The organism is Photobacterium carnosum (assembly GCF_002849605.1).
Classification (GTDB): Bacteria; Pseudomonadota; Gammaproteobacteria; order Enterobacterales; family Vibrionaceae; genus Photobacterium; species Photobacterium carnosum.
The window spans coordinates 1-25,304 of sequence record NZ_NPIB01000017.1; the positions used below are offsets into that span (position 1 = coordinate 1).

24 protein-coding genes are annotated in these 25,304 nt (G+C 37.3%); 17 read left to right on the forward strand and 7 right to left on the reverse strand.

What is annotated here, in order from left to right:
* Positions 1-542: 542 nt before the first annotated feature.
* Complete coding sequence (locus CIK00_RS13440; protein WP_101769354.1) at positions 543-971, forward strand: hypothetical protein; 429 nt, start codon at positions 543-545, stop codon at positions 969-971.
* Between the two features lie 42 nt (positions 972-1,013).
* Here CIK00_RS13440 and CIK00_RS13445 read toward each other — a convergent pair whose 3' ends face one another.
* The gene (locus CIK00_RS13445) at positions 1,014-1,475 is read right to left on the reverse strand and encodes a hypothetical protein (RefSeq protein WP_101769355.1); all 462 of its coding nucleotides are present in this window, start codon (positions 1,473-1,475) and stop codon (positions 1,014-1,016) included.
* A 76-nt stretch (positions 1,476-1,551) separates the two neighbouring features.
* On the opposite strand from CIK00_RS13445, the gene CIK00_RS13450 reads away from it, so the two are divergent.
* Positions 1,552-2,226: a CatB-related O-acetyltransferase gene (locus tag CIK00_RS13450; RefSeq protein ID WP_101769356.1), complete on the forward strand. Its 675-nt coding sequence runs from the start codon at positions 1,552-1,554 to the stop codon at positions 2,224-2,226.
* Between the two features lie 490 nt (positions 2,227-2,716).
* Positions 2,717-3,916 carry an acetate/propionate family kinase gene (locus CIK00_RS13455; protein WP_101769357.1) on the forward strand — a complete coding sequence of 400 codons (1,200 nt, stop codon included), beginning with the start codon at positions 2,717-2,719 and terminating at the stop codon, positions 3,914-3,916.
* 185 nt (positions 3,917-4,101) lie between these two features.
* Here the strand turns inward: CIK00_RS13455 and CIK00_RS13460 are convergent, their stop codons facing one another.
* Both CIK00_RS13460 and feoB read right to left on the reverse strand, forming a co-directional pair.
* On the reverse strand, positions 4,102-4,353 hold the full coding sequence (locus tag CIK00_RS13460) for a FeoC-like transcriptional regulator (RefSeq protein ID WP_101769358.1): 252 nt from the start codon (positions 4,351-4,353) through the stop codon (positions 4,102-4,104).
* Positions 4,353-6,683, reverse strand: a complete 2,331-nt coding sequence (gene feoB, locus CIK00_RS13465; RefSeq protein WP_101769359.1) for a Fe(2+) transporter permease subunit FeoB — start codon at positions 6,681-6,683, stop codon at positions 4,353-4,355. Before feoB ends, CIK00_RS13460 begins: the two co-directional genes overlap by 1 nt.
* Before the next feature lie 602 nt (positions 6,684-7,285).
* Here feoB and CIK00_RS13470 point away from each other — a divergent pair.
* The gene (locus tag CIK00_RS13470; RefSeq protein ID WP_144043164.1) at positions 7,286-7,489 is read left to right on the forward strand and encodes a hypothetical protein; all 204 of its coding nucleotides are present in this window, start codon (positions 7,286-7,288) and stop codon (positions 7,487-7,489) included.
* A 16-nt stretch (positions 7,490-7,505) separates the two neighbouring features.
* Here the strand turns inward: CIK00_RS13470 and CIK00_RS13475 are convergent, their stop codons facing one another.
* Positions 7,506-8,165, reverse strand: a complete 660-nt coding sequence (locus tag CIK00_RS13475; protein ID WP_101769361.1) for a hypothetical protein — start codon at positions 8,163-8,165, stop codon at positions 7,506-7,508.
* Positions 8,166-8,808: 643 nt separating this feature from the next.
* Entirely contained in the window at positions 8,809-10,197 is a 1,389-nt protein-coding gene (gene uhpT, locus CIK00_RS13480; RefSeq protein WP_101769362.1) for a hexose-6-phosphate:phosphate antiporter, read from the reverse strand.
* Positions 10,198-11,250: 1,053 nt separating this feature from the next.
* On the opposite strand from uhpT, the gene CIK00_RS13485 reads away from it, so the two are divergent.
* Positions 11,251-11,616, forward strand: coding sequence for a SpoIIAA family protein (locus tag CIK00_RS13485; protein WP_101769363.1), 366 nt, complete (start codon positions 11,251-11,253; stop codon positions 11,614-11,616).
* 141 nt (positions 11,617-11,757) lie between these two features.
* Here the strand turns inward: CIK00_RS13485 and CIK00_RS13490 are convergent, their stop codons facing one another.
* Positions 11,758-11,970: a VF530 family protein gene (locus CIK00_RS13490; protein WP_101769364.1), complete on the reverse strand. Its 213-nt coding sequence runs from the start codon at positions 11,968-11,970 to the stop codon at positions 11,758-11,760.
* A gap of 324 nt (positions 11,971-12,294) precedes the next feature.
* Complete coding sequence (locus tag CIK00_RS13495; protein WP_101769365.1) at positions 12,295-13,116, reverse strand: hypothetical protein; 822 nt, start codon at positions 13,114-13,116, stop codon at positions 12,295-12,297.
* A 584-nt stretch (positions 13,117-13,700) separates the two neighbouring features.
* Between CIK00_RS13495 and CIK00_RS13500 the strand changes: the two genes are divergently transcribed.
* From CIK00_RS13500 to CIK00_RS13555, 12 genes are all read left to right on the forward strand, one after another.
* Positions 13,701-14,099, forward strand: a complete 399-nt coding sequence (locus CIK00_RS13500) for a hypothetical protein (RefSeq protein WP_101769366.1) — start codon at positions 13,701-13,703, stop codon at positions 14,097-14,099.
* A 1-nt stretch (position 14,100) separates the two neighbouring features.
* On the forward strand, positions 14,101-14,868 hold the full coding sequence (gene atpB, locus CIK00_RS13505) for a F0F1 ATP synthase subunit A (protein ID WP_101769367.1): 768 nt from the start codon (positions 14,101-14,103) through the stop codon (positions 14,866-14,868).
* Between the two features lie 51 nt (positions 14,869-14,919).
* Positions 14,920-15,156: a F0F1 ATP synthase subunit C gene (gene atpE / locus CIK00_RS13510; RefSeq protein WP_036791577.1), complete on the forward strand. Its 237-nt coding sequence runs from the start codon at positions 14,920-14,922 to the stop codon at positions 15,154-15,156.
* 51 nt (positions 15,157-15,207) lie between these two features.
* Positions 15,208-15,678 carry a F0F1 ATP synthase subunit B gene (atpF, locus tag CIK00_RS13515; RefSeq protein ID WP_101769368.1) on the forward strand — a complete coding sequence of 157 codons (471 nt, stop codon included), beginning with the start codon at positions 15,208-15,210 and terminating at the stop codon, positions 15,676-15,678.
* A gap of 14 nt (positions 15,679-15,692) precedes the next feature.
* Complete coding sequence (locus CIK00_RS13520; RefSeq protein WP_045037085.1) at positions 15,693-16,241, forward strand: F0F1 ATP synthase subunit delta; 549 nt, start codon at positions 15,693-15,695, stop codon at positions 16,239-16,241.
* A 12-nt stretch (positions 16,242-16,253) separates the two neighbouring features.
* The gene (gene atpA, locus CIK00_RS13525) at positions 16,254-17,795 is read left to right on the forward strand and encodes a F0F1 ATP synthase subunit alpha (protein ID WP_101769369.1); all 1,542 of its coding nucleotides are present in this window, start codon (positions 16,254-16,256) and stop codon (positions 17,793-17,795) included.
* Between the two features lie 57 nt (positions 17,796-17,852).
* On the forward strand, positions 17,853-18,725 hold the full coding sequence (gene atpG, locus CIK00_RS13530; RefSeq protein WP_101769370.1) for a F0F1 ATP synthase subunit gamma: 873 nt from the start codon (positions 17,853-17,855) through the stop codon (positions 18,723-18,725).
* Positions 18,726-18,746: 21 nt separating this feature from the next.
* Positions 18,747-20,132, forward strand: a complete 1,386-nt coding sequence (atpD, locus tag CIK00_RS13535; RefSeq protein WP_101769371.1) for a F0F1 ATP synthase subunit beta — start codon at positions 18,747-18,749, stop codon at positions 20,130-20,132.
* A gap of 16 nt (positions 20,133-20,148) precedes the next feature.
* Positions 20,149-20,592 carry a F0F1 ATP synthase subunit epsilon gene (locus CIK00_RS13540; RefSeq protein ID WP_101769372.1) on the forward strand — a complete coding sequence of 148 codons (444 nt, stop codon included), beginning with the start codon at positions 20,149-20,151 and terminating at the stop codon, positions 20,590-20,592.
* 299 nt (positions 20,593-20,891) lie between these two features.
* Positions 20,892-21,455, forward strand: coding sequence for a type II secretion system protein (locus CIK00_RS21625; RefSeq protein ID WP_101769373.1), 564 nt, complete (start codon positions 20,892-20,894; stop codon positions 21,453-21,455).
* A 264-nt stretch (positions 21,456-21,719) separates the two neighbouring features.
* Positions 21,720-22,811 (forward strand): NapC/NirT family cytochrome c, encoded by a 1,092-nt coding sequence (locus tag CIK00_RS13550; protein WP_101769374.1) that lies wholly within the window; start codon positions 21,720-21,722, stop codon positions 22,809-22,811.
* 13 nt (positions 22,812-22,824) lie between these two features.
* Complete coding sequence (locus CIK00_RS13555; RefSeq protein WP_101769375.1) at positions 22,825-25,278, forward strand: molybdopterin guanine dinucleotide-containing S/N-oxide reductase; 2,454 nt, start codon at positions 22,825-22,827, stop codon at positions 25,276-25,278.
* Positions 25,279-25,304: the final 26 nt, after the last annotated feature.

The following is a 25,304-nucleotide window of genomic DNA, read 5'->3' on the forward strand; positions in this document are numbered from 1 at the left end:
AAATACGGGTATAGAAAAGCCTTTCTGAAATTGGATTGAATTCTTAGGCATAACGTCACTCCTATACTTCAATATATTGAAGTATAGGAGATAATTTAACAGTGGCTGTTAAATAGTGGTAATCAGGTTTATTTTTATAGCCTAATAAAAATGAATAATTATACATAATTAATGGTAGATATTATGAAGGAAGGAGTGTGATAAGTAAAATTATTAGGTCATGGAACGATGATCAAGGGATCGATAAAATCATTGAAAATTTAAGATATCGTTTTTTTTAACACATTGTTTATAAATGTTTTTATTATTATAGTTGGTTTAGTGCCATCAATGTAAGCTTGTTTTTGCCTTAGTTAACCATATATTGGCCAGTAGATTTTAGTTGAAGTTACATTCCCCGTAAAAAATCGTATCTTGATCATCGTTCTGTTACTGCTTTTGTCGTTTTTTTCTTAGAAATAAGACAATGAATAAGTAATGAGACAATAAAATCATAAGTAATAAATTTATTATTTATGATGAATGTCTATAAAGGCGGAATTATGTTGAAGTATATTGGTGTTTTTTTTGTTTTTTTTTCATTAAATTTAACTAGTTATACTGTGTACGCTTCAACCTTTCAGAATGTGGTTCTAACTAAAACAGTGACAAATATTACGCAACGTAGTGAAGCATCAACCTTGATCGATGCTAAGCCTGGCGATGTGATTGAATACAATATTTATGTTGTTAATAGCACCAATAGTGCTATTTCAAACATTAATATTTCTGCGGCTATTCCTCTATTTATGGTGTCGACAGCGATCATTGATTGTAGCAATAGTTATTTACCGTCGTCATTGCGTTGCCAAATTTTGACGCCTGATGGTCTTAACGATTCTGGGTATCAGGGTGGCATTATTTGGCAATTATTTGGCGAACTTGAGGCTGGTGTTACGACACGAGTAAGTTATCAAGTGATGATTAAATAATAGAGCCACCGGTTCTTTGCTTTATAGCTAACCATACTCCCGCTATAGCGTATGATTATCGATGAAGCGCTGTAATATTTGCAGACTATCAGGTGAATTAGCTTGTTCCGCAACTAAAAAGTAATAAATAGCATTTTCATGGTCAGCAACTAAATTAAATATTTTTTGGTGTTGTTGTGCATTTTCAGCCTGCTGTTGATAACGTTGTTGATAAGGAGCAACCCAAGCAACCATCGTATCAATTAATGCAGTCCATGGTAGATGTAGCCATTTACTTGCATCTTCAACCCCTTTTTGTGCCATTTTTTGATCATAATTTGGGCATGTTATACCTAATGGAATTAATGCTATTTTTAACTTTTTTGCGGTAATTATTTCAATCTTTAATAAGGCTTGCAATTTGTTGTTACAGTTATTGTCACTATACTGTTCAATAAATGTAGTAAAAAAGCTAATACCATAAAGCTCACCTAAGTAAGCATTGTGTAAATGATTGAGTGTCATAGTTGATCCATCATAATGAGTATTTCAGTTATGATATGCTGTTTTGTGGTAAATGTTGAGTATCAAGGAGCGAGTTATGGCGTTGAATATTTTTCCATCTTGGATTGGCGGTTATGAAATTAAGCAACATATTACTAACCCAAATATAGAGGTGGGTGATTATAGCTATTATTCAGGCTATTACCATCAGGATCACTTTGAAGATCAATGTGTTCATTATTTATTAGGTGATCAATCAAGTAATGAAGTGTGGCAATCGGGTGTTTTTGGTGATGTTGATAGACTCATTATTGGTCGCTTTTGTTCAATTGCCAGTGGCGTTGTAATTATGATGGCCGGTAATCAAGGTCATAGACATGATTGGATTTCATCTTTTCCGTTTGATTTTGCTGAATTCGGTGATGGAGTAAAAAGTGGCTTCGAACGAGCAGGAAATACTGTTATTGGTAATGATGTTTGGCTAGGCGCTGAATGTGTGATTATGCCGGGTGTTATTATTGGTGATGGTGCTGTTATTGGAACTCGTGCAGTAATTACTAAAAATGTTGACCCTTATTCGATCGTTGTGGGTAATCCAGGACGGTGTATTAAAAAACGATTTACAGTGCCGCAAATTAGTTTATTACTTGAAATGCAATGGTGGAATTGGTCACAATCACAGTTAAAAGCAGCAATGGCAATTATGTGTAGTGCCAATATTGATCGTCTTTATGATTATTATATAACAATGGATAATCCATCAGCAGATTAATAATTTGTTATTGACTCTAAAAAAAGCGAATTATTTGTGATCGGTAATGTTTTCTTACTATTTAGTATTCGCTGTAAGAATGCATAGCTGGTAATATTATTTTTATTAAGTCTATGCCATCACTCGATTGAAATAATAGCGCTAAAATGACGTTTATTTGAACTTTTTGATTGAAATTTCACGTATTGTTATTAATGACAGCTTAAAATATGAAAAAATTTACATATTAAATTCAACTTAATTTGATTAAATGGTGCAGATTTATGCGAATTAAATCGATTTTTAGTCTTTAAATTGATCTAAGCCAGTAAAATTTAAATTTTTAAGTGGTTTTTGAAACAAAAGTTGAGACATTAAAAAAAAATTGAGTAGTATGGGGTAGAATATACTTACTGAGTTAAATGAATATTACGCATTGAACTGAGTAAAAAAAAACTGGATGTTGTTAATAAATCCGAAATTCGCCCTTAAATATTCTGATGAGATAACCATGAGCAATTCTTTAGTTCTTGTAATCAATTCTGGTAGTTCTTCACTTAAATTCGCATTGATTGATACAGTAACCGGTGAAGCTACGTTAAGTGGTCTTGGTGAGTGTTTTAATCTTCCTGAAGCCGTTGTTAGCTGGAAAGTTAACGGTGTAAAACAAGAGTTCAAACTCAATGGCCTTGATGGTCATCATCAGCAAGCAATTGATCGTATTGTTGCTTTAGTTGATGAGCTTGGTATGAAAGACAATATCGTGACAATTGGTCATCGAGTTGTGCATGGTGGAACTAAGTTTAATTCTACTGTTCATGTTGATGAGCAAGTAATGGTTGATATTGAAGCGTTGAGCGATTTAGCTCCGTTACATAATCCTGCCCATGTTTTGGGTATGCGCGCTGCAGCAAAAGCTTTCCCTACATTGTCACAGTTTGCTGTGTTTGATACGGCTTTCCACCAAACCATGCCAGAAAAAGCATATACTTATGCAATTTCTAAAGAAGTTTGTCAGCAATATAATATTCGTCGCTATGGCGCTCATGGCACAAGCCACTATTATGTTACTCGTGAAGCTGCGAAACGAATTAATAAACCTGTTGAAGCATCAAGCTTTATTTCGGTTCACCTTGGTAATGGCGCATCTGTATGTGTTGTTAAAAATGGTGAGAGTATTGATACTTCAATGGGTTTCACCCCACTTGCTGGTCTGATGATGGGCACACGTTGTGGTGATATTGATCCAAGTATTCTTGAATATTTATTAAAGAAAGGTTGGACGCCAGAACGTTTACATAACGAACTTGTTAGCAACTCTGGTTTCTTAGGTATTTCAGGCTTAACTAGCGATTGTCGTGGCATTATTGAAGCAATGGACGCGGGGAATCATGACGCTAAACTTGCATTTGAAGTCTTTAGTTACCGTGCTGCGAAATATATCGCGTCTTATATGGTCGCATTAGATGAACTAGACGGTATTATCTTTACTGGCGGTATTGGTGAGAATTCATTACCTGTACGTCGTGAAATTATGCGTTTATTGAAGATTTTTGGTTACCGTGAAGATGTTGCGGGTAATGAAGCGGCTCGTTTTGGCGCTGAAGGTATTATTAGCCAGCCAAATACGCCATTAGCGATGGTTATTCCAACCAATGAAGAATTTGTGATTGCACAGCAATCACTAGCGTTACTGAATGCTGAAGCATAAGTAGTTGTAAGCATCTTAGATGGAACGCTAAGATGATATTCTGAAGTGGAACGCAGAATATAGTGAACAGGAAAACGGCTTTGGACATATGTCTAAAGCCGTTTTGCTTTTTTGCGTATTAATGCTTATTAATTATTAGGTATACAGCATTACAGCATTTTTTTAGGCGGAGAATGTTGGTATTTTTAAATATTTACGATGATTATTTCCTCATCACGCCAGCGATAAGTTATATCTTGTGGGTTTGTTTGACACCCTTGGCACTCTTGACTGCATGTTTTTATTGGCTCACAACGTTCTATTTTTCCTCTTTTGATTAAATCATCAAGTAATATCAATAGCCATTGTGGTTCACTGTTAAATTTTTTGGTGAGCTGAATTAGTGAAATGATTTTCGCTGTTCGTATCGCATTTCTCACGGCAATTAAGCTAGTCATTAATGACATCCTCCACTTTTATGTTGTAGTGCTGTGGTTGGAATTGACATTTGCCAATCAACTTTTTTACTTAAATAACGAATTCCAACAATGAAACTGGTGAGTAGTAATACTGCAAAAATCACCCAACTGATGGTGGCTATTGGATGTGCCATAAAGGTTGCAGTTTGGTAGAAACCTATCGCTAATGCATAAGCAACAGCGATTCCCCAGAAAGTAGAAAACCAAGCCCAGTTACGACCAATTTCTTTCGCAATAACTCCGATTGTCGATACACATGGCACATACAATAAAACAAAAATTAAATATGCATATGCGCCCGCCATTGATCCAAATTGATTCTGCATTTGCCCCATTGAGGTGGTATTCATGGTGCCATCAGCTTCGCTGGCTTTGATTGGATTTTTAAGCGTAGTTAATGAAAAGCTATTTACTACACCATTAATCGTATCTTGCCATGCTGTTTTTAATTCAGCGAATAGATGGAACGAGTGTGATCCATCTATGATCTGCTTATTGGCTAATTCAGCACTATAAAGGGTATTAAGTGTACCAACGACAACTTCTTTAGCTAAGAAACCCGTTAATAAACCAACGCTTGCAGGCCAATTTTGTTGACTCACTCCCAGAGGGGATAAGACAGGTGTTACCCAACGGCCAATATCAGATAATGCTGACTGTTGTTGCTGACCCGGTTCAATAACTCGTCCAGAAAACGTAACACTATTTAGCGCCATCACAATCATACAAATAGGAATGATAAGTCGGCAAGCCTTAACTAAAAATCCCCGCAGACGACTCCAGCTATGGATCAATGTTGTTTTAACACTGGGTACATGGTATGTCGGTAATTCCATAATAAAGGGCGATGGCTCACCCGTTAATAACGTTTTCTTTAATATAAAGCCAGTAAGAACTGCGACAAAAATACCCAGTAGATAGAGAGAGAAAACAATCAAGCTTCCCATGCCTTGAAAAAACGCAGCAGAAAAAACACCAAAAATAGCTAATCGAGCACCGCAAGACATAAAGGGTGCCATCATGGACGTTAGAATCCGATCTCTTGGGGTTTCAAGTGTACGAGAGGCCATGATCGATGGGATATTACAACCAAATCCAACAATTAATGGCACAAAGGATTTTCCTGGTAAGCCTATTGATTGCATTAAGCGGTCAATAACAAATGCCGCTCGTGCCATGTAGCCACTGTCTTCTAATACTGAAAGATATACGAACATTAATCCTATTTGAGGAATAAATGGCATTACTGTATTGATACCACCGCCAAGGCCCTGTGCCAAAATGGCCGTTAACCAAACAGGTAAACCGAGATATTGGCATAGCCACGCAGTACCATGAATGAAGATTGCGGCTGAGCCTTGATCAAAAATAGGTTGGAGCCCGCCACCAATGTTAATTGCAAACCAAAACATTAAGTACATGACGAACAAAAAGATCGGCAAGCCGAGATAGCGATTAAGGACGATTGAATCGATCCATTGGGTTAATTTGTGCTGTGTTGCCTGTTCATGAGAGGTACATTGATGGATGAGATTGGCGACGGTTTGATAGCGAGCATCAGCAATTAATAAATCAGCCTGTTCATGGTATGTTTGATAAAGTGAATGTTGATAATGTGTTACGTGAGTAGGAATATTCGTATTTATAACATGATGTTGTGCTGAAATGTCAGATTCAAGTAGTCGTAATGCTAACCATTCTTTATTGTTATCTGCAATTAATGTGGTAGGGATTTCTGCTGCTAATTGTGTGATTGCTTGATGTAACGGTGCTGGAAATTCTGTTTTAAATTGAGATAATTGAGGCGCAATAAGTTGTTTTTCTATTGCTGCTTTTAATGGTTCGACACCTTTGTTTTTATTTGCAATTAAACTGACGACTGGGCAACCAAGTTGAGCGGATAATTTTTCACTATCAATGATAATGCTTTTTTGGCGAGCAATATCTAGCATATTGAGCACAACTAGACAGGGAACATTCATTTCAAGTAATTGTAATGTTAAGTAGAGATTACGTTCAATATTGGCGGCATCAACAATATTAACCACAAGATCCGCTTCACCACTTAAAATATATTTACATCCAATTTGTTCATCAAGAGATCCTTGCTCATCAAAGGAGCTCATTGAATAAATACCAGGTAAATCTACCACCGTAACAATTTGGTTATGGTAGTGATAAAGTCCTTCTTTTTTATCAACGGTTACACCAGCCCAGTTGCCTGTGCGTTGTCTTGAACCCGTTAAAATGTTAAATAATGTGGTTTTGCCACAGTTTGGGTTTCCCAATAAGGCAATACTATTTGCCATTATTATTTCTCCGAACATAGTCTGATAATAGGAAAAGTAGCTAATAAAATTGAGATTAAAAGTATATTAACGTTATTAGTTTGATTATTTAATATAAATGTAAATAGCTATCAATTACATTTATATCGGGGTTGATAGCAACCGTCAAATATTATTTAAAAAATATGAGTTATTTATTATGGATACTGATTTTTTAGGCATAATTATTACACACTAAGAATGAAATCTTTTATATATTAAGGATACGATTAACGTAGTGAACTTTTATTGTTATTACTGAAATGAAGAATAGTTAATAAAAATGGCTTACATTTAGTTGTCTATTTATTTTTGTTAAATGATACCTATTTTCGGTATCATGCCGTTAATTAAAGGGGAATGTTAACTTTAGTCCATGACGCAACGGTGAGATGTTATAAGCGGTAAGTTTTAATACATTCAAAAATCATGCTTTAATCTGAATAGTACCTAATTTGACCCAATTGTTATTTTTTATGGTTATATTTGCGATGCGGTTAATATTTGTTAACAGTTATGTGTTTTTGAAAACGATTGTTTTAGTTTATTATCACTGTGTTTATAATCAGTGTGTGAAATGTTTTATGTGGTTTGAGAGCAAAAAAAATACAGCTACAGTGGATAAAGATAAATTAATTTCTGAAATTCATGAGCTTGTTTTAAAACAATATAGTCAACATGATATAAAATTAATAAAAAATATCACCTCGAAAGGTAGTATTGAGTTACATTTTGCTGTGGCGGGTGAAGATGTATTACAGATGAGTATTGAATCATCTAATGCTTAATTGTTTTATCAGAAAATCAGCCATAATCATTTATGGCTGACGATAATGTTAAATTATTAATTTGTTTTTTGTTATTGAATGAAAAAATATAATTAACTGCAGCATACGTTATTATTGTATAACCTAATAGTTCAGTAGTTTCTTCCGCAATATTTTTTACAATACGCTGAAAATCAGAATTCATTACTTGATGCCAAAAAACTTCCATACCAAATAATCGAGAGAATACAAAAATAATGGCTAATCCAATACATAATATTGGAAAGTTTTTGTTTTTTACAAATAAATATAATGTGTTAAGTGTATTTTTTCGTTTTTGTATAGAGTAATAAAGTGCTGTAATTGCAGTGATTATCGCTGGATAAATCCAAAATCCATGAAAGACTAAATTATCAAAAAATGAATCGAGTTCTCTAATTAATATACAATAAAAGAAAGCTGAAATTAATATAAAGCCATGATGATATTTTCTATCTATGAAGCTAATAAACAAAAAAGATCCCGCTGTAATAGTTAATAATATTTCTTCACTCCATTCTGTTAGTGATTGTTCGGGTATATTATTATGTAACGTTAAGACATCGTAACGAACAGTAAGAATAGGTAGCGTAACAAGAATTAGAATAAAAATGAAATTAATGAATTCCATAAGAATATATTTAAAATGTTCAGTCATAATCTCACAATTTATTTTGTTTTATAATTATCCTTTGAATATGATTTAATTAAATCAATTAGTTACGGTCCCTGTGAGTAGGCGCGTATAATAGGTTAATTAATTGGTTATTACAAAGTATAAATAAGTAAAAGACTTTTACTAAAAGCTATGAAATTGTTTTATACGCAATAAGTTAATTAATAGAGGATGTAAAGTTAATACTGTTGTTTTATAAATAGATAAACGATAAGTATTTATCTCGTTGAACTAAAAGATGATCAATAACCCCTTTTTTATTAATTGTCGTTATCACCATATGATGTGGAAATAGAACGACTTCACCATTATTAGAGGCAATTACAGCATGAGTAAAACTATGCCATAATATTTCCTTGTTACATGGGATGTCGCCCAGTACAAGGTGCTGCGATTGATGCCACTTATTGACACCCTCACTTAGAGTTATTTTTTAAAGAAAGAGATCAGATTATTGCTGAAACAGGGACGGTATCAATGGGGCTTGGAATGGCACATTTATTGATAGAATATATGCTTTGATAACTTATTCTATAGCATGATTGTTAGTATATATATTGTTATTGATAATAAAAAACGCCAACCATTAATTTAATGATAGGCGTTTTTATTATTTAAAGTAGTATTAATTTATAGCGGGTTGTTGTGCTAATTTGCGGATTTTAATTTCTTCAAATAAAGCAACAACAGCCATTAATACAAAACAAGCGATCGCAGCAGCTTTAATTGCGGCAAAAGTACCAGTCCAGCCATCAAGACCAAAGAATGGGTTACCTTCTGCAATATAGCCAAGACCAATTTTTGCAAATGAATCACCAATTAGGTAAGCAAATGTACCTTTAACACCGTCAGCTGCGGCTAGACCTTGTTTAGGTACAAAACCGATAGCTGCCACACCAATCAGTAATTGCGGCGCAAATACTAAGAAGCCAAGTGCAAACAATGATGCTTTATAAGCAAAGATAGAATCAGCGTGTTGGTAGTAACCTAGGGTAAATACAATACCAATTAAAGCAATGCAAGATACCGCGCCACGACGACCATTAAATAAGTCTGATAATAGACCCCATAAACATGTACCAACTAAAGCACCCACTTCAAACATGGTAAAGCCAGAGTTTGCAACATCTTTAGAGAAACCTAAAATTTGGTGTGCATAAACTGTTGACCATTGGTCAATACCGCTACGTACGATATAAAGAAAGACGTTAGCAAAACAAAGTAACCAGATCACTTTGTTAAAGAGAACATATTTCTTAAAAATTTCCATTTTAGTCAGTTTGTTTTCTTTAACTGCATTATCTTCTTCTGAAATGGGTTCTTCAAAAAGTTCTTCTACAGTACCAAGACCATAAGCTTCAGGGCTATCGTTACCCATAAAGAAGCCGATGATTGCAATAATGATAGCGATAATTGCTGGGAAAATGAACATCCCTTTTACATCACCACCAAAGAAGTAATCAGCACCAAACATAGCAACAGCAGCGGCTAATGCACCACCGGCATTATGTGATATGTTCCAGAAACCAACGCCAAGGCCACGACGATTACGTGGTGTCCAGTTAGTAATGGTTACTACTGAGTTTGAACCACCACCTGATTGGAAGAAACCAGATGCGGCATAAAGGATGGTCATCATAATAAATTGGCTAGAACTTGGTCCCATGACTAAGCCCATACCAAGAATACAAAAACCTGATAATAAGAGACCTAAAGGAAGAATGTTTTTCGCATTCTTACCGCCAGACCAGTAATTTAGAACAGTCTTACCAACACCGTAAGTAATTGAGAATCCAAGACCGATAGTACCAAGCTGGGTTAAACTCATGCCGTAATCAGAAATCATGTCATTCTGGGCAATGTTGAAGTTTTTACGGACCAAATACATGGCCATATAACTAACGAAAACTACTAAATAGGACTTTAAAAAAGGAGAAAACCATAGTTTACGACGTTCTTTTGGCGATAGGTCAAGCGTGGGCTTGCGGACTCGTTTAAGTATTGATAATTCCATCGGCTGGATCTCTTAGGGCTTAAATAAGATTTGTATTAATAAGACAAATCACTATAGCGAGACGATACCGATACTATTGATAAATGGATTAAGAATTTTTCCTAGTTTTTTTGTGGAATTTTAAATCTCAAAGTTAGATCACGTTTTTTGATATTTGCTATGAAATCTTTGGTTTCATTTTTGATGAGTTTAGGGCGTAAATATTTTAATATTATGAGTACGTTTTCACAGAAAGCAATCAAATTATAAGAATGAATGATAAATAGTATTATTGACAATGATTATTAGTAACAAAATTTTATTAGGTATTTAACTGTTTTTTATCATATTATAATTTTGTAATATATTGATTCTTAATATAATTTACAGGTAGATATCATTATTGATTATGATTTTTGTTAAAGATTACATTTTTAAATTTGCCTATTATCGATTTATCTACCATAGTTTAATTAACCTGAACTGAGATATATCATCAAGCTTACGGAGGAAATAAGCTGTTTTCATCTAACTTAGAGATTCAGGTTCCGGTTGTTATTGGTAGACCTATTTAACCCGTTATTAATAGCAATCAAGTTGCAACGCGTAACAGTAAGTGAAATACGTAAAAGCTTCTAAGGTAACACTCTTAGTTGTTAACAATTTGGATAGTAATACCGTAAAACTCTTGCTTCTTCGTCAAAATATGGGTCCATACATAGTTATCGGACACGCCAAGCTCAACGTAATGAGTGACGAAGCGTAATAAACTTGATGTGCTATGTATAAGTACATTAAGTGCAACATCCTAGCCGCACTTACACAGTGCGGCTTTTTTATTTTCAAATATTTGCTATTGAAAATAATATAGTATTGATATCTAAATATAAATCACTGTTATCCACAAAAAAAGTGGGTAACTATTCTAGCGAGTTGATAGGTGATAATTATTATTGTTGTAATATGATTTTGAGTAAACATTGGCGTTTAGTGGCTGAAGCTGTGCGGATAAAAGAGCATAGTAACTAAAGATAAAGGTTAATTATTGACGTAATATTGAAGAAGGAATGTTAAATGTTAACTATGATTGATATTGGCATTGATAATGCGGTGGCTTTTACGTTATCAGGAAAAGTAACAGAAGATGACATGAAGCGCATTTTGATGGATGCGGAAGCGAAAACTGTCGATCATGGTGGAATTGTTATCTATGAAGAAATTAACAATTTTTCGGGCATTGAATTAGCCGCAATTATAGAAGAATTAAAGTATCTTGTTCATGCAGGCTTAAAGCATATTACTCAAGTCGCGGTTGTTGCAGATGCTAGCTGGATCGAAAAAGTAGTTAAAGTTGAAGATGCATTATTTCGTAACATAGATATTGAATACTTTACTTTTGCTGAAAAGCCACAAGCGATCATGTTTTTACAACTGCAATAAGTCAATTTAATATCAATTATAGCGTCAGTTAGTGGTTGTCGAAGCCTTATGTGTTAATACTAATACCCTATTAAGTTTACTAAGCCGCTACATTTTTCGTTCAATGAGCGAAGAATGTAGCGGCTTTTTTATATCTGGTTATTAGCGATGCATATCAAGGTATAAACTTTCAACTTTAGTACGTGCCCATTCAGTCTTACGTAAGAACTTAAGACTTGATTTAATGCTTGGATCATCATTAAAGCAACGGATGTTAATACGTGCACCTAGTTCATTCCAACCATAATGCTCTACAAGTTCAACCAATACTTTCTCTAAGGTAATGCCGTGTAGCGGGTTATTTTTCTGTGTCATGGTATATGCCGTCTGAGTGACTAATTTAAGATGTTGAGTGAGTCGTCGTAGTGTAACTGACAATGGTCAGATAACCCACTGTCGTTTTTAGTGGTATGCATTATAGCTAAACTGCGGCGTGTAGGGATCGATGTATTGAGAGGCTTTAAATTACCTGAAATATAATCGACATGATTGAGCTATTTTATTAATGGTAACGTTAAAAATAAATGCTTTATATATTTAATATAATCGACTGTCATCGAGGATTAATAATAATACGATAAAAACTATATGCTTTACGCTTTCTTCTTAAGAAGCATAAGCGGTATTTTATTTTTACTATCAATAAGATTGTAATAATTTAATTGGCGGTTGGTTATTTATCTGACTGATTTTTTTCCTTCTTTGTAATGCACATTTTGGACAGCCACTACCTGCAAGATGGTTGGTCGGTAATTGGGTAAATTGATCATGAATAGTGCAAATAATAATACCTTTTGTTCGCATATTCTGATATTCAAATAATGAATAGTTATACCGATTGCCATGAATTTTTCTTGCATCAATGATAAATTGTTTTGTGGTTTTTTTTTGATTGTTGTTCACACATTTTGGACAGCCACTACCACGTAAATGAGCATCAGCACGTTGAGAAAAATCACCATGAATAAGACACGTTATGTCTATTTTTTGGAGCGCACTCGTGTAGTTCACATTAGAGTATTGATAGCGATTATGGTGAATTTTATTAGCCTTTGTTATATATACTGTTTGTGAGTGATGATAAGACGATGCACATTTTGGACAGCCTTTTCCTGCAAGATGTGCGTTAGGACATTGTTCAAAATCACCATGAATCTGACAATATATAACCCCTTTCTGTAATGCCCCTTTATAGATAAATCCCATATAAGAATATTTACCGCCATGAATGGTTGTTGCTTGAGCTATAAAATCACCAATATTCTTTTTTAGCTTACCCGAACAGGTAGGACAGCCATGCCCGGCAAGGTGAATATCGGGTCGTTGATCAAAATTCCCATGTATAGGACAAGTGATCGTACCTTTTGTTTTGGCGTTTATATAATCAAAAAACGCATAGCTGTACTGTTGTTGATGGCGGTTTGTTGCTTTTATAATAAAGGTGTCTTTCTTCTTCGTCATTATATTTTGGTTTCTAAAAAGAGTTTGTTGTGATGCTTTTTTGTTAACAATATAATTCCTAATGTATCGGTTAGTTATTTATATTGAAATGAAGAGGATCTACTTATTGATAAAATAACGTTTTTTTTTATAGGGTTAATACAAACGGCGAGATCTCTCTAATGTAAACAAAAATTAAAACATATGAATGATTAGTTATGCGTAATATATACATTATAATGTAAATATTAGCTTGCAACATCAAGCACCAAAAATAGTAATCATTGTTTGCATTTATTTTAATGGATATCGTAAAACTGATCACGTAGATTTCATACGGCAGAGAGTTAGCTTAAACGTATTGAAAAATAAGATCATTAGCGAAGTGTGTTAATAAATGTAACTTATTCTAATATTTTTAAATAAGATCGACGTTTGAAATTTCATTAAGAAGAACGATAAATTAAAAATGATTCAGTATTCATGTTGCTTCAACCTGTACATGGTGTTGATAAGGATTAATTAACGGTTTTATATTTTCTGTAATAAACACAAGTAAGAAAGGAGTTGTAATAGTTAAGATACAGGGTGTAGAGGATTTAAATATGAAAGCAGACTCTGGTTGTAACGATATTCTTTCTGCAGCAAAAATCATATTACTCGGGCAGTCAATACTTGGATTTTTATTTATAATATCCATTTGTATTACAAATGACACGTTTGGTATGAAATCTGCAATTATAGGTGTTGCGATTGCCATTATTCCTTCATTGCTCGGACTTGGTAGTGCGGCATATAAATTGAAGATAAATAAAGACGTTAATATTAGATATTTAGCCAAGCTTAACACGTTGGTTAAATGGGTTTATACCGCTTTAATGATATTAGCTGTGGCTCGTTTTATACCGGTTGATAACAAAATTATGTTATTGGCCTATAGCGTTACATTTTTAGGATGTTTTTTAACTCCGATACTTAACAAACCTCAATTTAGGATGACGTAAGGTGGAATCAGTAACTACCGCTCACGATTATATTGAGCATCATCTAACATTCTTCACTGTGGGTAAGGGTTTTTGGAGCATTAACATTGACTCCATGTTCATGGTTTGGTTGTTAGGTTTACTATTTATCGGTGTCTTTAGATATGTTGCTTCACGAGGAACCAGTGGCGTTCCTGGTAAATTGCAATGTTTTATTGAAATAACCTATGAATTTGTAAACAACCTTGTTAAGGAAATATTTCAAACAAAAGATAAGTTAATTGGTCCATTAGCATTAACTATTTTCGTTTGGGTTTTCTTAATGAATGCAATTGACTTATTGCCAGTTGATTTTATTCCTGCACTTGCTCGCTTACTTGGTTTTGAGCATTTCCGTGAATTACCTTCTGCCGATGTCAATGTGCCGATGTCAATGGCGCTTGGTGTGTTTATGTTAATCATAATTTACACATTAAAAGCAAAAGGATTAAGTGGTTTTATTAAAGAACTCACGACACAACCTTTTGAAAGTCCATGGCTTTACCCGGTGAATTTAGTTTTGGAGTTAGTGACATTAATATCAAAACCAATTTCTCTCGGTCTTCGGTTGTTCGGCAACATGTACGCAGGTGAAATGATTTTCATCTTAATAGCGTTGATGCCGTGGTGGATGCAATGGGCGCTCAGCGTTCCATGGGCACTATTCCACATTCTTATTGTGTTCCTTCAAGCCTTCATTTTTATGGTACTAACCGTTGTGTACCTTGCGATGGCAACAGAAGAGCATTAATAAACTAAGTTCGATTTACATTTTAACTATTTAATAATTTTGGAGTCATTCATGGATATTGTAAGTGCAGTTCTTTATGTTGCTGGTGCACTACTGATTGGTTTGGGCGCTGCAGGTGCGGCTGCTGGTATTGGTAATTTAGCGGGTAAATATCTTGAAGGTGTTGCTCGTCAACCAGATCTTATGCCGATGTTACGTACGCAGTTCTTTATCATGATGGGTCTTGTCGATGCGGTTCCTATGATTGGTGTTGGTATCGGCCTTTACATCATCTTTGCTGTAGCTTAATAGCTAAACTACCGTTATTTATCATAACGTTATTTAAATAGTGAGGATGGTATGAATTTAAATGCAACCATGCTTGGTCAAGCAATTTCCTTTGTGATTTTTGTTTGGTTATGTATGAAATATGTCTGGCCGCCGCTTACTGCGTTAATAGAACAACGCCAGCGTGATATTGCCGATGGACTTATTCATACTGAAAACGCAGCAAAAGAACTCGACATCGCGAAAGCAAATGGTGCCAAAGTTCTTGAAGATGCGAAGAAAAGTGCGAGTGAGTTAGTTGAGCAAGGTAATAAGCGTCGAGCACAGATTATCGAAGATGCCCAAGCTGAAGGCGTGAAAGAAAAAGCCCGTCTTGTAGCGCAAGGTCAAGCTGAGTTAGAAAGCGAACGTAATCGCATTCGTCAGGAACTACGTGCTGAAATGTCCGATATGGTCATTGCAACTGCAGAGAAACTGATTAATCGCAATTTGGATACTGATGCTAACCGCGATCTCGTTAATAAACTTATCACGGATATGTAAGCGGAGAGCACATTATGTCAGATCCACTAACCATTGCTCAGCCCTATGCCAAAGCTGCATTTGATTATGCGGTTGCTAATCAGGCATTGGAACAATGGGAGCAAATGTTGACCATCGCAGCAACGGTTGCTAGTCAACCAATCATTGCTCAGCAGATTGAAGACAGCGAACAGTTTGGTGCTAATGATTCAGCAGCGTTTACTGACATGTTCTTGGGCGTTTGTGAAGGTCTACTGGACGAACATGGCCAGAACCTGATCAAAGTAATGGCTGAAAATGGACGTCTAAATGTGATCGTTCAGGTTGTCGAATTGTTTCATGAGCTTAAAGATGATTATGAACGCATGGTTACTGCGCATGTCACTACTACTGAGCCATTAAGCATTCAACAACAAGCCAATTTAGTACAGGCGCTGCAGAAAAAATTAAATCGTAGTGTTGAGCTTGATTGCCACATCGATGAAACGCTAATAGGCGGCATACTGATCAACGCTGGTGAACTGGTGATTGACGGTACGCTTAAAAGCTCTATCAACCGACTCGCAACGAGCCTTCAGGCGTAATAGGTAATAGATATGCAACTAAACTCTAACGAAATTAGCGATTTAATTAGACAACGAATCGCAACCTTCAACGTGACAAGTCAAGCACGTAACGAAGGGACTATCGTCTCTGTAAGCGACGGTATTATTAATATCAATGGCCTTGCTGATGTTATGCAAGGTGAGATGATTGAGCTACCTGGCAATCGTTATGCATTGGCACTTAACTTAGAGCGTCACTCTGTTGGTGCGGTAGTTATGGGTCCTTATGCTGATCTTGCTGAAGGCATGAAAGTGACCGGTACAGGTCGTATTCTTGAAGTACCTGTTGGTAAAGGTTTATTAGGGCGTGTTGTTAATACCCTAGGTCAACCTATTGATGGTAAAGGCGCTATTGAGAATGACGGTTTTGCGCCAGTAGAAATTATTGCTCCAGGTGTTATTGAACGTAAATCGGTTGATCAGCCTATTCAAACTGGCTACAAAGCCGTTGATGCAATGGTGCCAATCGGCCGTGGTCAGCGTGAGCTTATCATCGGTGACCGTCAAACAGGTAAAACAGCGATGGCGATTGATGCCATCATTAATCAGAAAGATTCTGGTATTTACTCTGTTTATGTCGCTATCGGTCAAAAAGCATCAACTATTGCTAACGTAGTACGTAAGTTAGATGAAAACGGCGCACTACAAAATACTATTATCGTGGTTGCCTCTGCTTCAGAAGCCGCAGCATTACAGTACCTAGCACCTTATGCTGGTTGTACTATGGGCGAATATTTCCGTGACCGCGGTGAAGATGCATTGATTGTTTATGATGACTTATCAAAACAAGCCGTTGCTTACCGTCAAATTTCACTATTGCTTAAGCGTCCACCAGGCCGTGAAGCTTATCCTGGTGATGTTTTCTACCTTCACTCCCGTTTGCTAGAACGTGCTTCACGTGTAAATGCACACTATGTTGAGCAATTTACTAATGGTGAAGTAAAAGGTAAAACCGGTTCATTAACCGCATTGCCGATTATCGAAACCCAAGCGGGTGACGTATCTGCTTTCGTACCAACAAACGTAATCTCGATTACTGATGGTCAGATCTTCCTTCAGACTAACTTGTTTAATGCAGGTTTACGTCCAGCGGTAGATCCAGGTATTTCAGTGTCTCGTGTTGGTGGTGCTGCGCAAACTAAGATCATTAAGAAACTGTCTGGTGGTATTCGTACAGCATTGGCACAGTATCGTGAACTTGCAGCATTTGCTCAGTTCTCATCTGACCTTGATGATGCGACCCGTAAGCAGCTTGATCACGGTGAGAAAGTAACAGAACTGATGAAGCAAAAGCAGTACGCGCCAATGTCTGTAGCGGAGCAAGCACTTGCTATCTTCTCTGCTGAGAAAGGTTATTTAAACAGTGTTGAGTTATCTCAAATTGGTGCGTTTGAAGAAGCATTAATGGCATTTGCTAAGAGTCAACATGCAGAGTTGCTTGCTTCAATTAATGAATCAGGTGATTACAACGATGATATCGAAGCAAGTCTACATCAGCTTCTAAAAACATTCGTTGATACGCAGTCGTACTAAGTAACGCGAATATTTTCCGTCTAGACGACGCAGTATGAATGTAGATAGGAGCTAACCATGGCAAATGCAAAAGAGATCCGCACTAAAATCGCTAGCGTACAAAATACGCAAAAGATCACTAGTGCAATGCAAATGGTTGCCGCAAGTAAGATGCGTAAAGTTCAACATAACATGGAAGCAACCCGCCCTTACGCAGAGAATATGCGTAAGGTGATCGGACACTTAACTTCTGGTTCGTTGGAATATAAGCATCCCTATCTTGAAGAGCGTGAAGTAAAACGAGTCGCTTACATCATTATTTCCTCAGATCGAGGATTATGTGGTGGTTTGAACATTAACTTGTTCAAGAAAGCGTTGGTCGATATGCGCCAGTGGCAAGATCAAGGGGTTGATGTAGATACCACCTTGATCGGCTCAAAAGCAATTTCGTTTTTCCATCGCTTCGGCAACGTGATTGCACAAACATCAGGTATTGGTGATTCACCAAAACTGGAAGATATTTTAGGCCCGGTTAATGCCATGTTGGAGTTTTTCGACCAAGGCAAAATTGACCGTTTGTTCCTCGTTTACAACCAATTTGTAAACACCATGGTGCAAATGCCAAAAGTAACCCAGTTGTTACCTAACCCTAAGCTTGAACAAGAAGCATCAGATGATGTGAATAAAGCAAGCCGTTGGGATTATATCTATGAGCCTGATCCTAAACCGATCCTCAATGAATTGATGCTTCGTTATATCGAATCACAAGTATATCAAGGCACCGTTGAGAGTATCGCTTGTGAACAAGCCGCACGAATGGTTGCAATGAAAGCTGCAACAGATAACGCGGGTGAGCTGATTAATGATCTTCAGCTTGTATATAACAAAGCCCGTCAAGCAGCAATTACCCAAGAGCTAAGTGAAATCGTCTCTGGGGCACAAGCCGTTTAAACAGAATTTTAAGGACATCAAATGAGTACTGGTAAGATTGTCAAAGTCATCGGCGCTGTCGTTGACGTTGAATTTAATCAAGATAGCGTGCCACGAGTATATGATGCGCTTACCCTGAGTGACAGTGAGCATGCAGCGCTTGTTCTAGAAGTGCAGCAGCAAATTGGTAGCGGTGTTGTACGTTGTATCGCAATGGGTTCATCAGACGGTCTTCGTCGTGGTTTAGAAGTGGTTAATACTAAAGCGCCAATTTCTGTACCTGTAGGTGAAGAAACTCTTGGCCGTATCATGAACGTATTGGGTACTCCAATCGATGAGTGTGGTGAAATTGGTGAAAAGAAAAAATATGCCATTCACCGTGCTGCACCTTCTTATGAAGAACAATCAAGCAGCTCTGAATTACTAGAGACTGGCGTTAAGGTTATCGACCTTATTTGTCCGTTTGCTAAAGGTGGTAAAGTTGGTTTGTTTGGTGGTGCGGGTGTAGGTAAGACCGTTAACATGATGGAACTTATCAACAACATTGCTAAAGCGCACTCAGGTTTATCAGTATTTACAGGTGTTGGTGAACGTACTCGTGAAGGTAATGACTTCTATTACGAGATGAAAGACGCTGGGGTACTGGATAAAGTAGCCATGGTTTATGGTCAGATGAACGAGCCCCCAGGTAACCGTCTACGCGTTGCATTAACAGGTTTAACTGTTGCAGAAAGTTTCCGTGATGAAGGCCGTGATGTATTGTTATTTATCGATAACATTTATCGTTACACTTTGGCAGGAACAGAAGTATCAGCATTGCTAGGTCGTATGCCATCAGCGGTAGGTTATCAACCAACACTTGCTGAAGAAATGGGTGTATTGCAAGAGCGTATTACATCGACTAAAACAGGTTCTATTACTTCTATTCAAGCGGTATATGTACCTGCCGATGACTTAACTGACCCATCACCAGCAACTACGTTTGCTCACCTTGATGCGACGGTTGTATTGTCACGTAATATTGCAGCATTAGGTCTATACCCTGCGATTGACCCACTGGATTCGACTTCACGTCAACTTGATCCTTTGGTTGTTGGTCAAGAGCATTATGATGTTGCTCGTGGCGTACAAACTGTGCTTCAGCGTTATAAAGAATTAAAAGATATTATCGCTATTCTTGGTATGGATGAGCTATCTGAAGAAGATAAGCAAACTGTATCTCGTGCACGTAAGATTGAACGTTTCTTAACGCAGCCTTACCACGTAGCGGAAGTATTTACAGGTCAAAAAGGTATTTTTGTTTCTCTTAAAGAGACAATCATAGGCTTTAAAGGCTTATTAAGCGGTGAGTATGATGACATTCCAGAACAAGCATTCTTGTACTGTGGTGGCATTGAAAATGTACTCGAAAAAGCGAAAACCTTATAAGGCTTAAGGAGTCATTATGGCTATTGGCGTTACTGAGAACACGTTCCAACTCAATATCGTAAGTGCTGAGGGATCTTTGTTCTCTGGTCCAGCCCACGCGCTGGCAGTTTCAGGCTCCGATGGTGAGTTGGGTATTCGCCCTGGTCACTCTCCGTTATTAAGCCGATTAAAACCAGGTGTAGCGAGTTTTGTCATAAATCTGAAGGATCCCGAAGAAATCCTTTATATTTCTGGCGGTATAGTTGAAGTTCAGCCCAACGTAGTAACTGTACTTGCCGATACGGCAATGCATGGGAAGGACATCGATCAAGCCCGCGCTGATGAAGCTCGTCGCGCCGCCGAAGAAAACATCAACAGGCATGCTGATGATGTTAACTTCGCAATGGCGGAAATGGATCTGGCGAAAGCAATGGCACAATTACGTGCAGTTGAATTAACGCAGAAACAAATGCGCCGTTAAACCAGTTGGAATAAAACGTTAACCGTGCGTTGTAACTCAATCACCCTTGTTTTAATGTGTGGTTATTGTCTTATTCTTATTGGTCCCCGTCTCTATAGGTCTCCAGCCTAATACCAAGGGACAATATAATAAATATACAGGATGTTATTTATTATAGGTGGACGTTCAGTTTACCATCACTATCTAAAGCCCCTGCGCTGTACCGAGAGCAGGGGCTTTTTTTGTGTTTTTTTTGTGTGATTGATGTCACATTTTGGTGTATGTTGATAATTGTTAATAGTCGCGATTATTGAGATAAAATGAGAAATAAAGGTTTTACATTAATTGAATTGGTGGTTGTGATTGTTATTCTAGGAATCTTAGCCGTTGTCGCTGCACCTAAGTTCATGGGATTACAGCGAGAAGCTCGTATTGCTGATTTGAAAGGGCTTGAAGGCAGTTTAAAAGCCGCTAATGAAATGGTTTATGCAAAAGCTGCAATGAAAGGGTTAGAGCATTCCTCATTTTTTGAAATAAATACGTCTGAGAATAACATCGAGATTAATGGAAAAAGAGTTGATTTAAATTATGGGTATATTAAACCAACTAGCGATAATATAAAAAGGATTCTAGATATAAGTGATGGCGATTGGAATATTCAAGGCTATCCTGGATTATTTAATCCAATTTATCTGACACCAAAAACTGCACCTGCTTTCCATGCAAATAATAAATCTTATCGACCTGATGCTAGTGGTGATAATATAAAAGCTTCGAACTGTTATTTATCTTATAGTTTCATTGATTCACATGATCCACTTTTTTCAGGTAATAATAAGCAATTGAAGATTCCGCAATATCATTTAGTCACATCTGGCTGCTGATTGTATTTATAGTTACCCTGAGAGTGAAATTTATCAAAGAAGGATAGATAGATGTGACATCATTACACTCTATCTATTTTTAATTTGAAATATGTATAATAATAAATCATTAAAAGTGACTTATTATTGATAAAATTGTAATTTATGAGAAATAAGTCACAAAATGAGAACAAAAAAGACTAATTATGAATAAATGTGTAATATGAAAAGGTAAAATCCTTTAATAGCCATACAAAGACTAAGGCTAACTAAAGGATCATACTTATGAAAAAACGCTATATTGCTTTAATTGCTGTTATCGGTATTATTATTGGTTGGATAACTTTAGGGGGTACACAAGCTGTACTTCATGCAACCTCTAGTACTGAATTTTGTGTATCGTGCCATACGATGCAAAAACCACTCGCTGAATATCAAGGTTCAGTTCACTTTAGTAATCAAAAAGGCATTCGTGCAGAATGTGCTGATTGCCATATCCCTAAAGATCCTATTGATTATTTAATTACCAAGGTTCGAGCTTCTAAAGACATCTACCATGAATTTGTTACGGGTAAAATTGATACTGATGCTAAGTATGAAGATCACCGTTTAGCAATGGCTGAAACCGTATGGGAGCAAATGCGTGAAAACGATTCTGCTACTTGTCGTTCTTGCCACAGCTTTGATGCAATGGAAACTTACGACCAATCTGCTAGTGCACAAAAAATGCATGCATACGGAAGAGAAAATAACCAAACTTGTATTGATTGTCATAAAGGTGTTGCCCACTTTGCACCACAAGCTACGCTAGATACCTCCGCTTTTGATCACCTTTTTGACATGGCTAAAAATACCAAAGCAGATGCAGTAAAAGTTTATCCAATTAAAACTATCAAAATGGCTGATCTTGCGACGATTAATCCGACGGTTGAATTAACCACTGTTGCGCATAAAGATAACCAACGCACTGTTATGGTTTCTGGCTACCAAATGAAAGGCGCAGAATCTGTTATCTATATGGGTGAAGGTCAACGTTCAATTATCGCGACTTTGACTGATGCGGGTATTAAAGCATTAAAACTGGGCGATGCTAAGACTGATGCTTATGGTAATCAATGGCGTAGTGCTGAGCTAACAGGCACAATCGAAGCTCCTGTTCTTGCTTCTAATCAACCATTATGGGACTACGCAGAAGAATTAGATAATGTTTACTGTGCAACTTGTCACGCTAAAATTCCTGCCAATCACTTCACTGTTAACTCTTGGGGACCTGTTGTAAAAAGTATGGGCGCTCGTACTGATATCTCTGAGCTAAACCTTGAGATCTTAACTAAATTCTTCCAAAACCACGCGAAAGACGTGGCAACTCATCAATAAGGGAGTGGTGACTATGACAACTATTACTCGTCGCGGCTTTTTAAAAGGCGCAAGTGCATCTGCTGGTGCATTAGCGATCACCTCTATCGCTCCGTTATCGGTTAATGCTGCTACGCTTGGTCGTACTGATTCTTTGGTGCTAACAGCTGGCCGTATGGGACCTTTGCTTTGTGAAGTTAAAGATGGCCAACTTATCTCAACCAAAAGCGGCTTAGCGCAAACTGTACCCAACAGCTTACAACAAACAGGTCCTTCACAGGTTTACACCAAAGCGCGTGTTAAGTATCCAATGGTACGTAAAGGTTACTTAGAAAATCCAAGTGATCCTCAAGGTGTACGTGGTAGTGATGAATTTGTGCAAGTATCATGGGATGAGGCATATAAGCTGATCCATGAACAACATATGCGTATTCGTAAAGCTTATGGCCCTGAGTCTATCTTTGCGGGCTCTTATGGCTGGCGTTCAAGTGGTGTATTGCACAAAGCACAAACATTACTTCAGCGTTACATGAGTATGTCGGGTGGTTATGCGGGTCACTTAGGCGACTATTCTACGGGTGCGGCTCAAGTTATTATGCCGCACGTTGTTGGCTCGATTGAAGTCTATGAACAACAAACTACTTACCCTGTAATTTTAGAAAACAGTAAAGTAGTTGTATTGTGGGGCTTGAACCCCATTAATACGTTAAAGATCGCATGGTCTTCAAGCGATGGTCAAGGTCTTGAGTTTTTCCATCAACTAAAGAAATCAGGCAAAACTGTTATTATCATTGACCCAATGCGTTCAGAAACCGCTGAATTCTTTGGTGATAAAGCACAATGGATTGCACCTAACCCGCAATCTGATGTGGCGATGATGATGGGTATTGCTTATCAGTTGATCAAAACACAACAGCACGATACTGAATTCCTTGCTAAATACACCGTAGGCTTTGAGCAATTTGAAGCCTACCTAATGGGTAAAGAAGACGGCATCGAGAAAAGCCCTCAATGGGCAGAAGCAATCTGTGGTGTGCCAGCAAGACAAATGGAATTACTGGCTAAGATCTTTAAAGAAAACCGCACTATGCTTATGGCGGGTTGGGGAATGCAACGTCAGCAACATGGTGAGCAACGTCACTGGATGCTAACAGTGCTTGCTTCAATGCTTGGTCAAGTTGGCTTACCTGGCGGTGGTTTCGGCTATTCATACCATTATTCTAATGGTGGTAATCCGACGCGTGACGCTGGTGTTCTACCTGCAATGTCGCCATCTCTAGGTGCAAGCTCTGCCGGTGGTAATGACTGGGCTGTTCAAGGTTCGGTGACGGCTTTTCCTGTTGCGCGTATTGTTGAATGTTTAGAAAAACCGGGAACAGAGTATCAACATAATGGCCATACGCTAACCTTCCCAGAGCTAAAAATGATCTGGTGGGCGGGCGGTGCTAACTTTACCCATCACCAAGATACCAACCGTTTGATCAAAGCATGGCAAAAACCCGAATTGATCGTTATTTCAGAACCATACTGGACGGCTGCGGCTAAACATGCGGATATCGTGTTACCTATTACGACCTCATTTGAGCGTAATGATATGACGATGACAGGGGATTACTCTAATCAACACCTTGTGCCAATGAAGCAAGTGGTTGAACCACAAAACGAAGCGCGTAGTGATTTAGATGTGTTTGCTGATATGGCAGAACACCTAAAACCCGGTGGTCGAAATGTGTATATGGAAAACAAAACGGAGATGGAATGGCTGCGTGATTTCTATAAAACAGCACAAAAAGGCGGCCGTAACGCGCGTGTTCCTATGATGAATTTCTCTAAGTTTTGGGAAGCAAATAAACTTATTGAAATGAAGTGGAATGCAAAGAACGCCGAGTTTGTACGTTTTGCTGATTTCCGTAAAGATCCAATTATGAGCCCATTGGGTACGCCAAGTGGTAAAATTGAGATCTTCTCTAAAACGATTGAAAGCTTTAAGTTAGATGATTGTCCTCCACACCCCGTATGGATGGAGCCAACAGAGTGGATGTTTAATTACAATGATGGTGAATTGCAGTTAATGACATCACACTTAGCACACCGTTTGCACAGTCAGTTTAACTATGCTGATCTTCGTAAAGAATATGCGGTACAGAACCGTGAACCCATTACGATCCATCCAGAAGATGCAAAAGCTCGTGGTATTAAAGATGGCGATTTAGTTCGCGCTTATAACCAACGTGGTCAAGTTTTGGTTGGTGCTTTTGTTTCTGATGGCATTAAAAAAGGCAGCGTATGTATCCATGAAGGTGCATGGCCTGATTTAGATCCTAAGACGGGTATGTGTAAAAATGGTGGAGCAAACGTATTAACGATGGATATTCCAACATCACGTTTAGGTAATGGTAACTGTGGTAATTCTGGTGTAGTGAAAATTGAGAAATTCACGGGTGTTGCTCCAACACTAACTGCGTTTACACCACCTAAAAATGGTTAGCTAGTAGTGTAACCTGACTTAAAAAA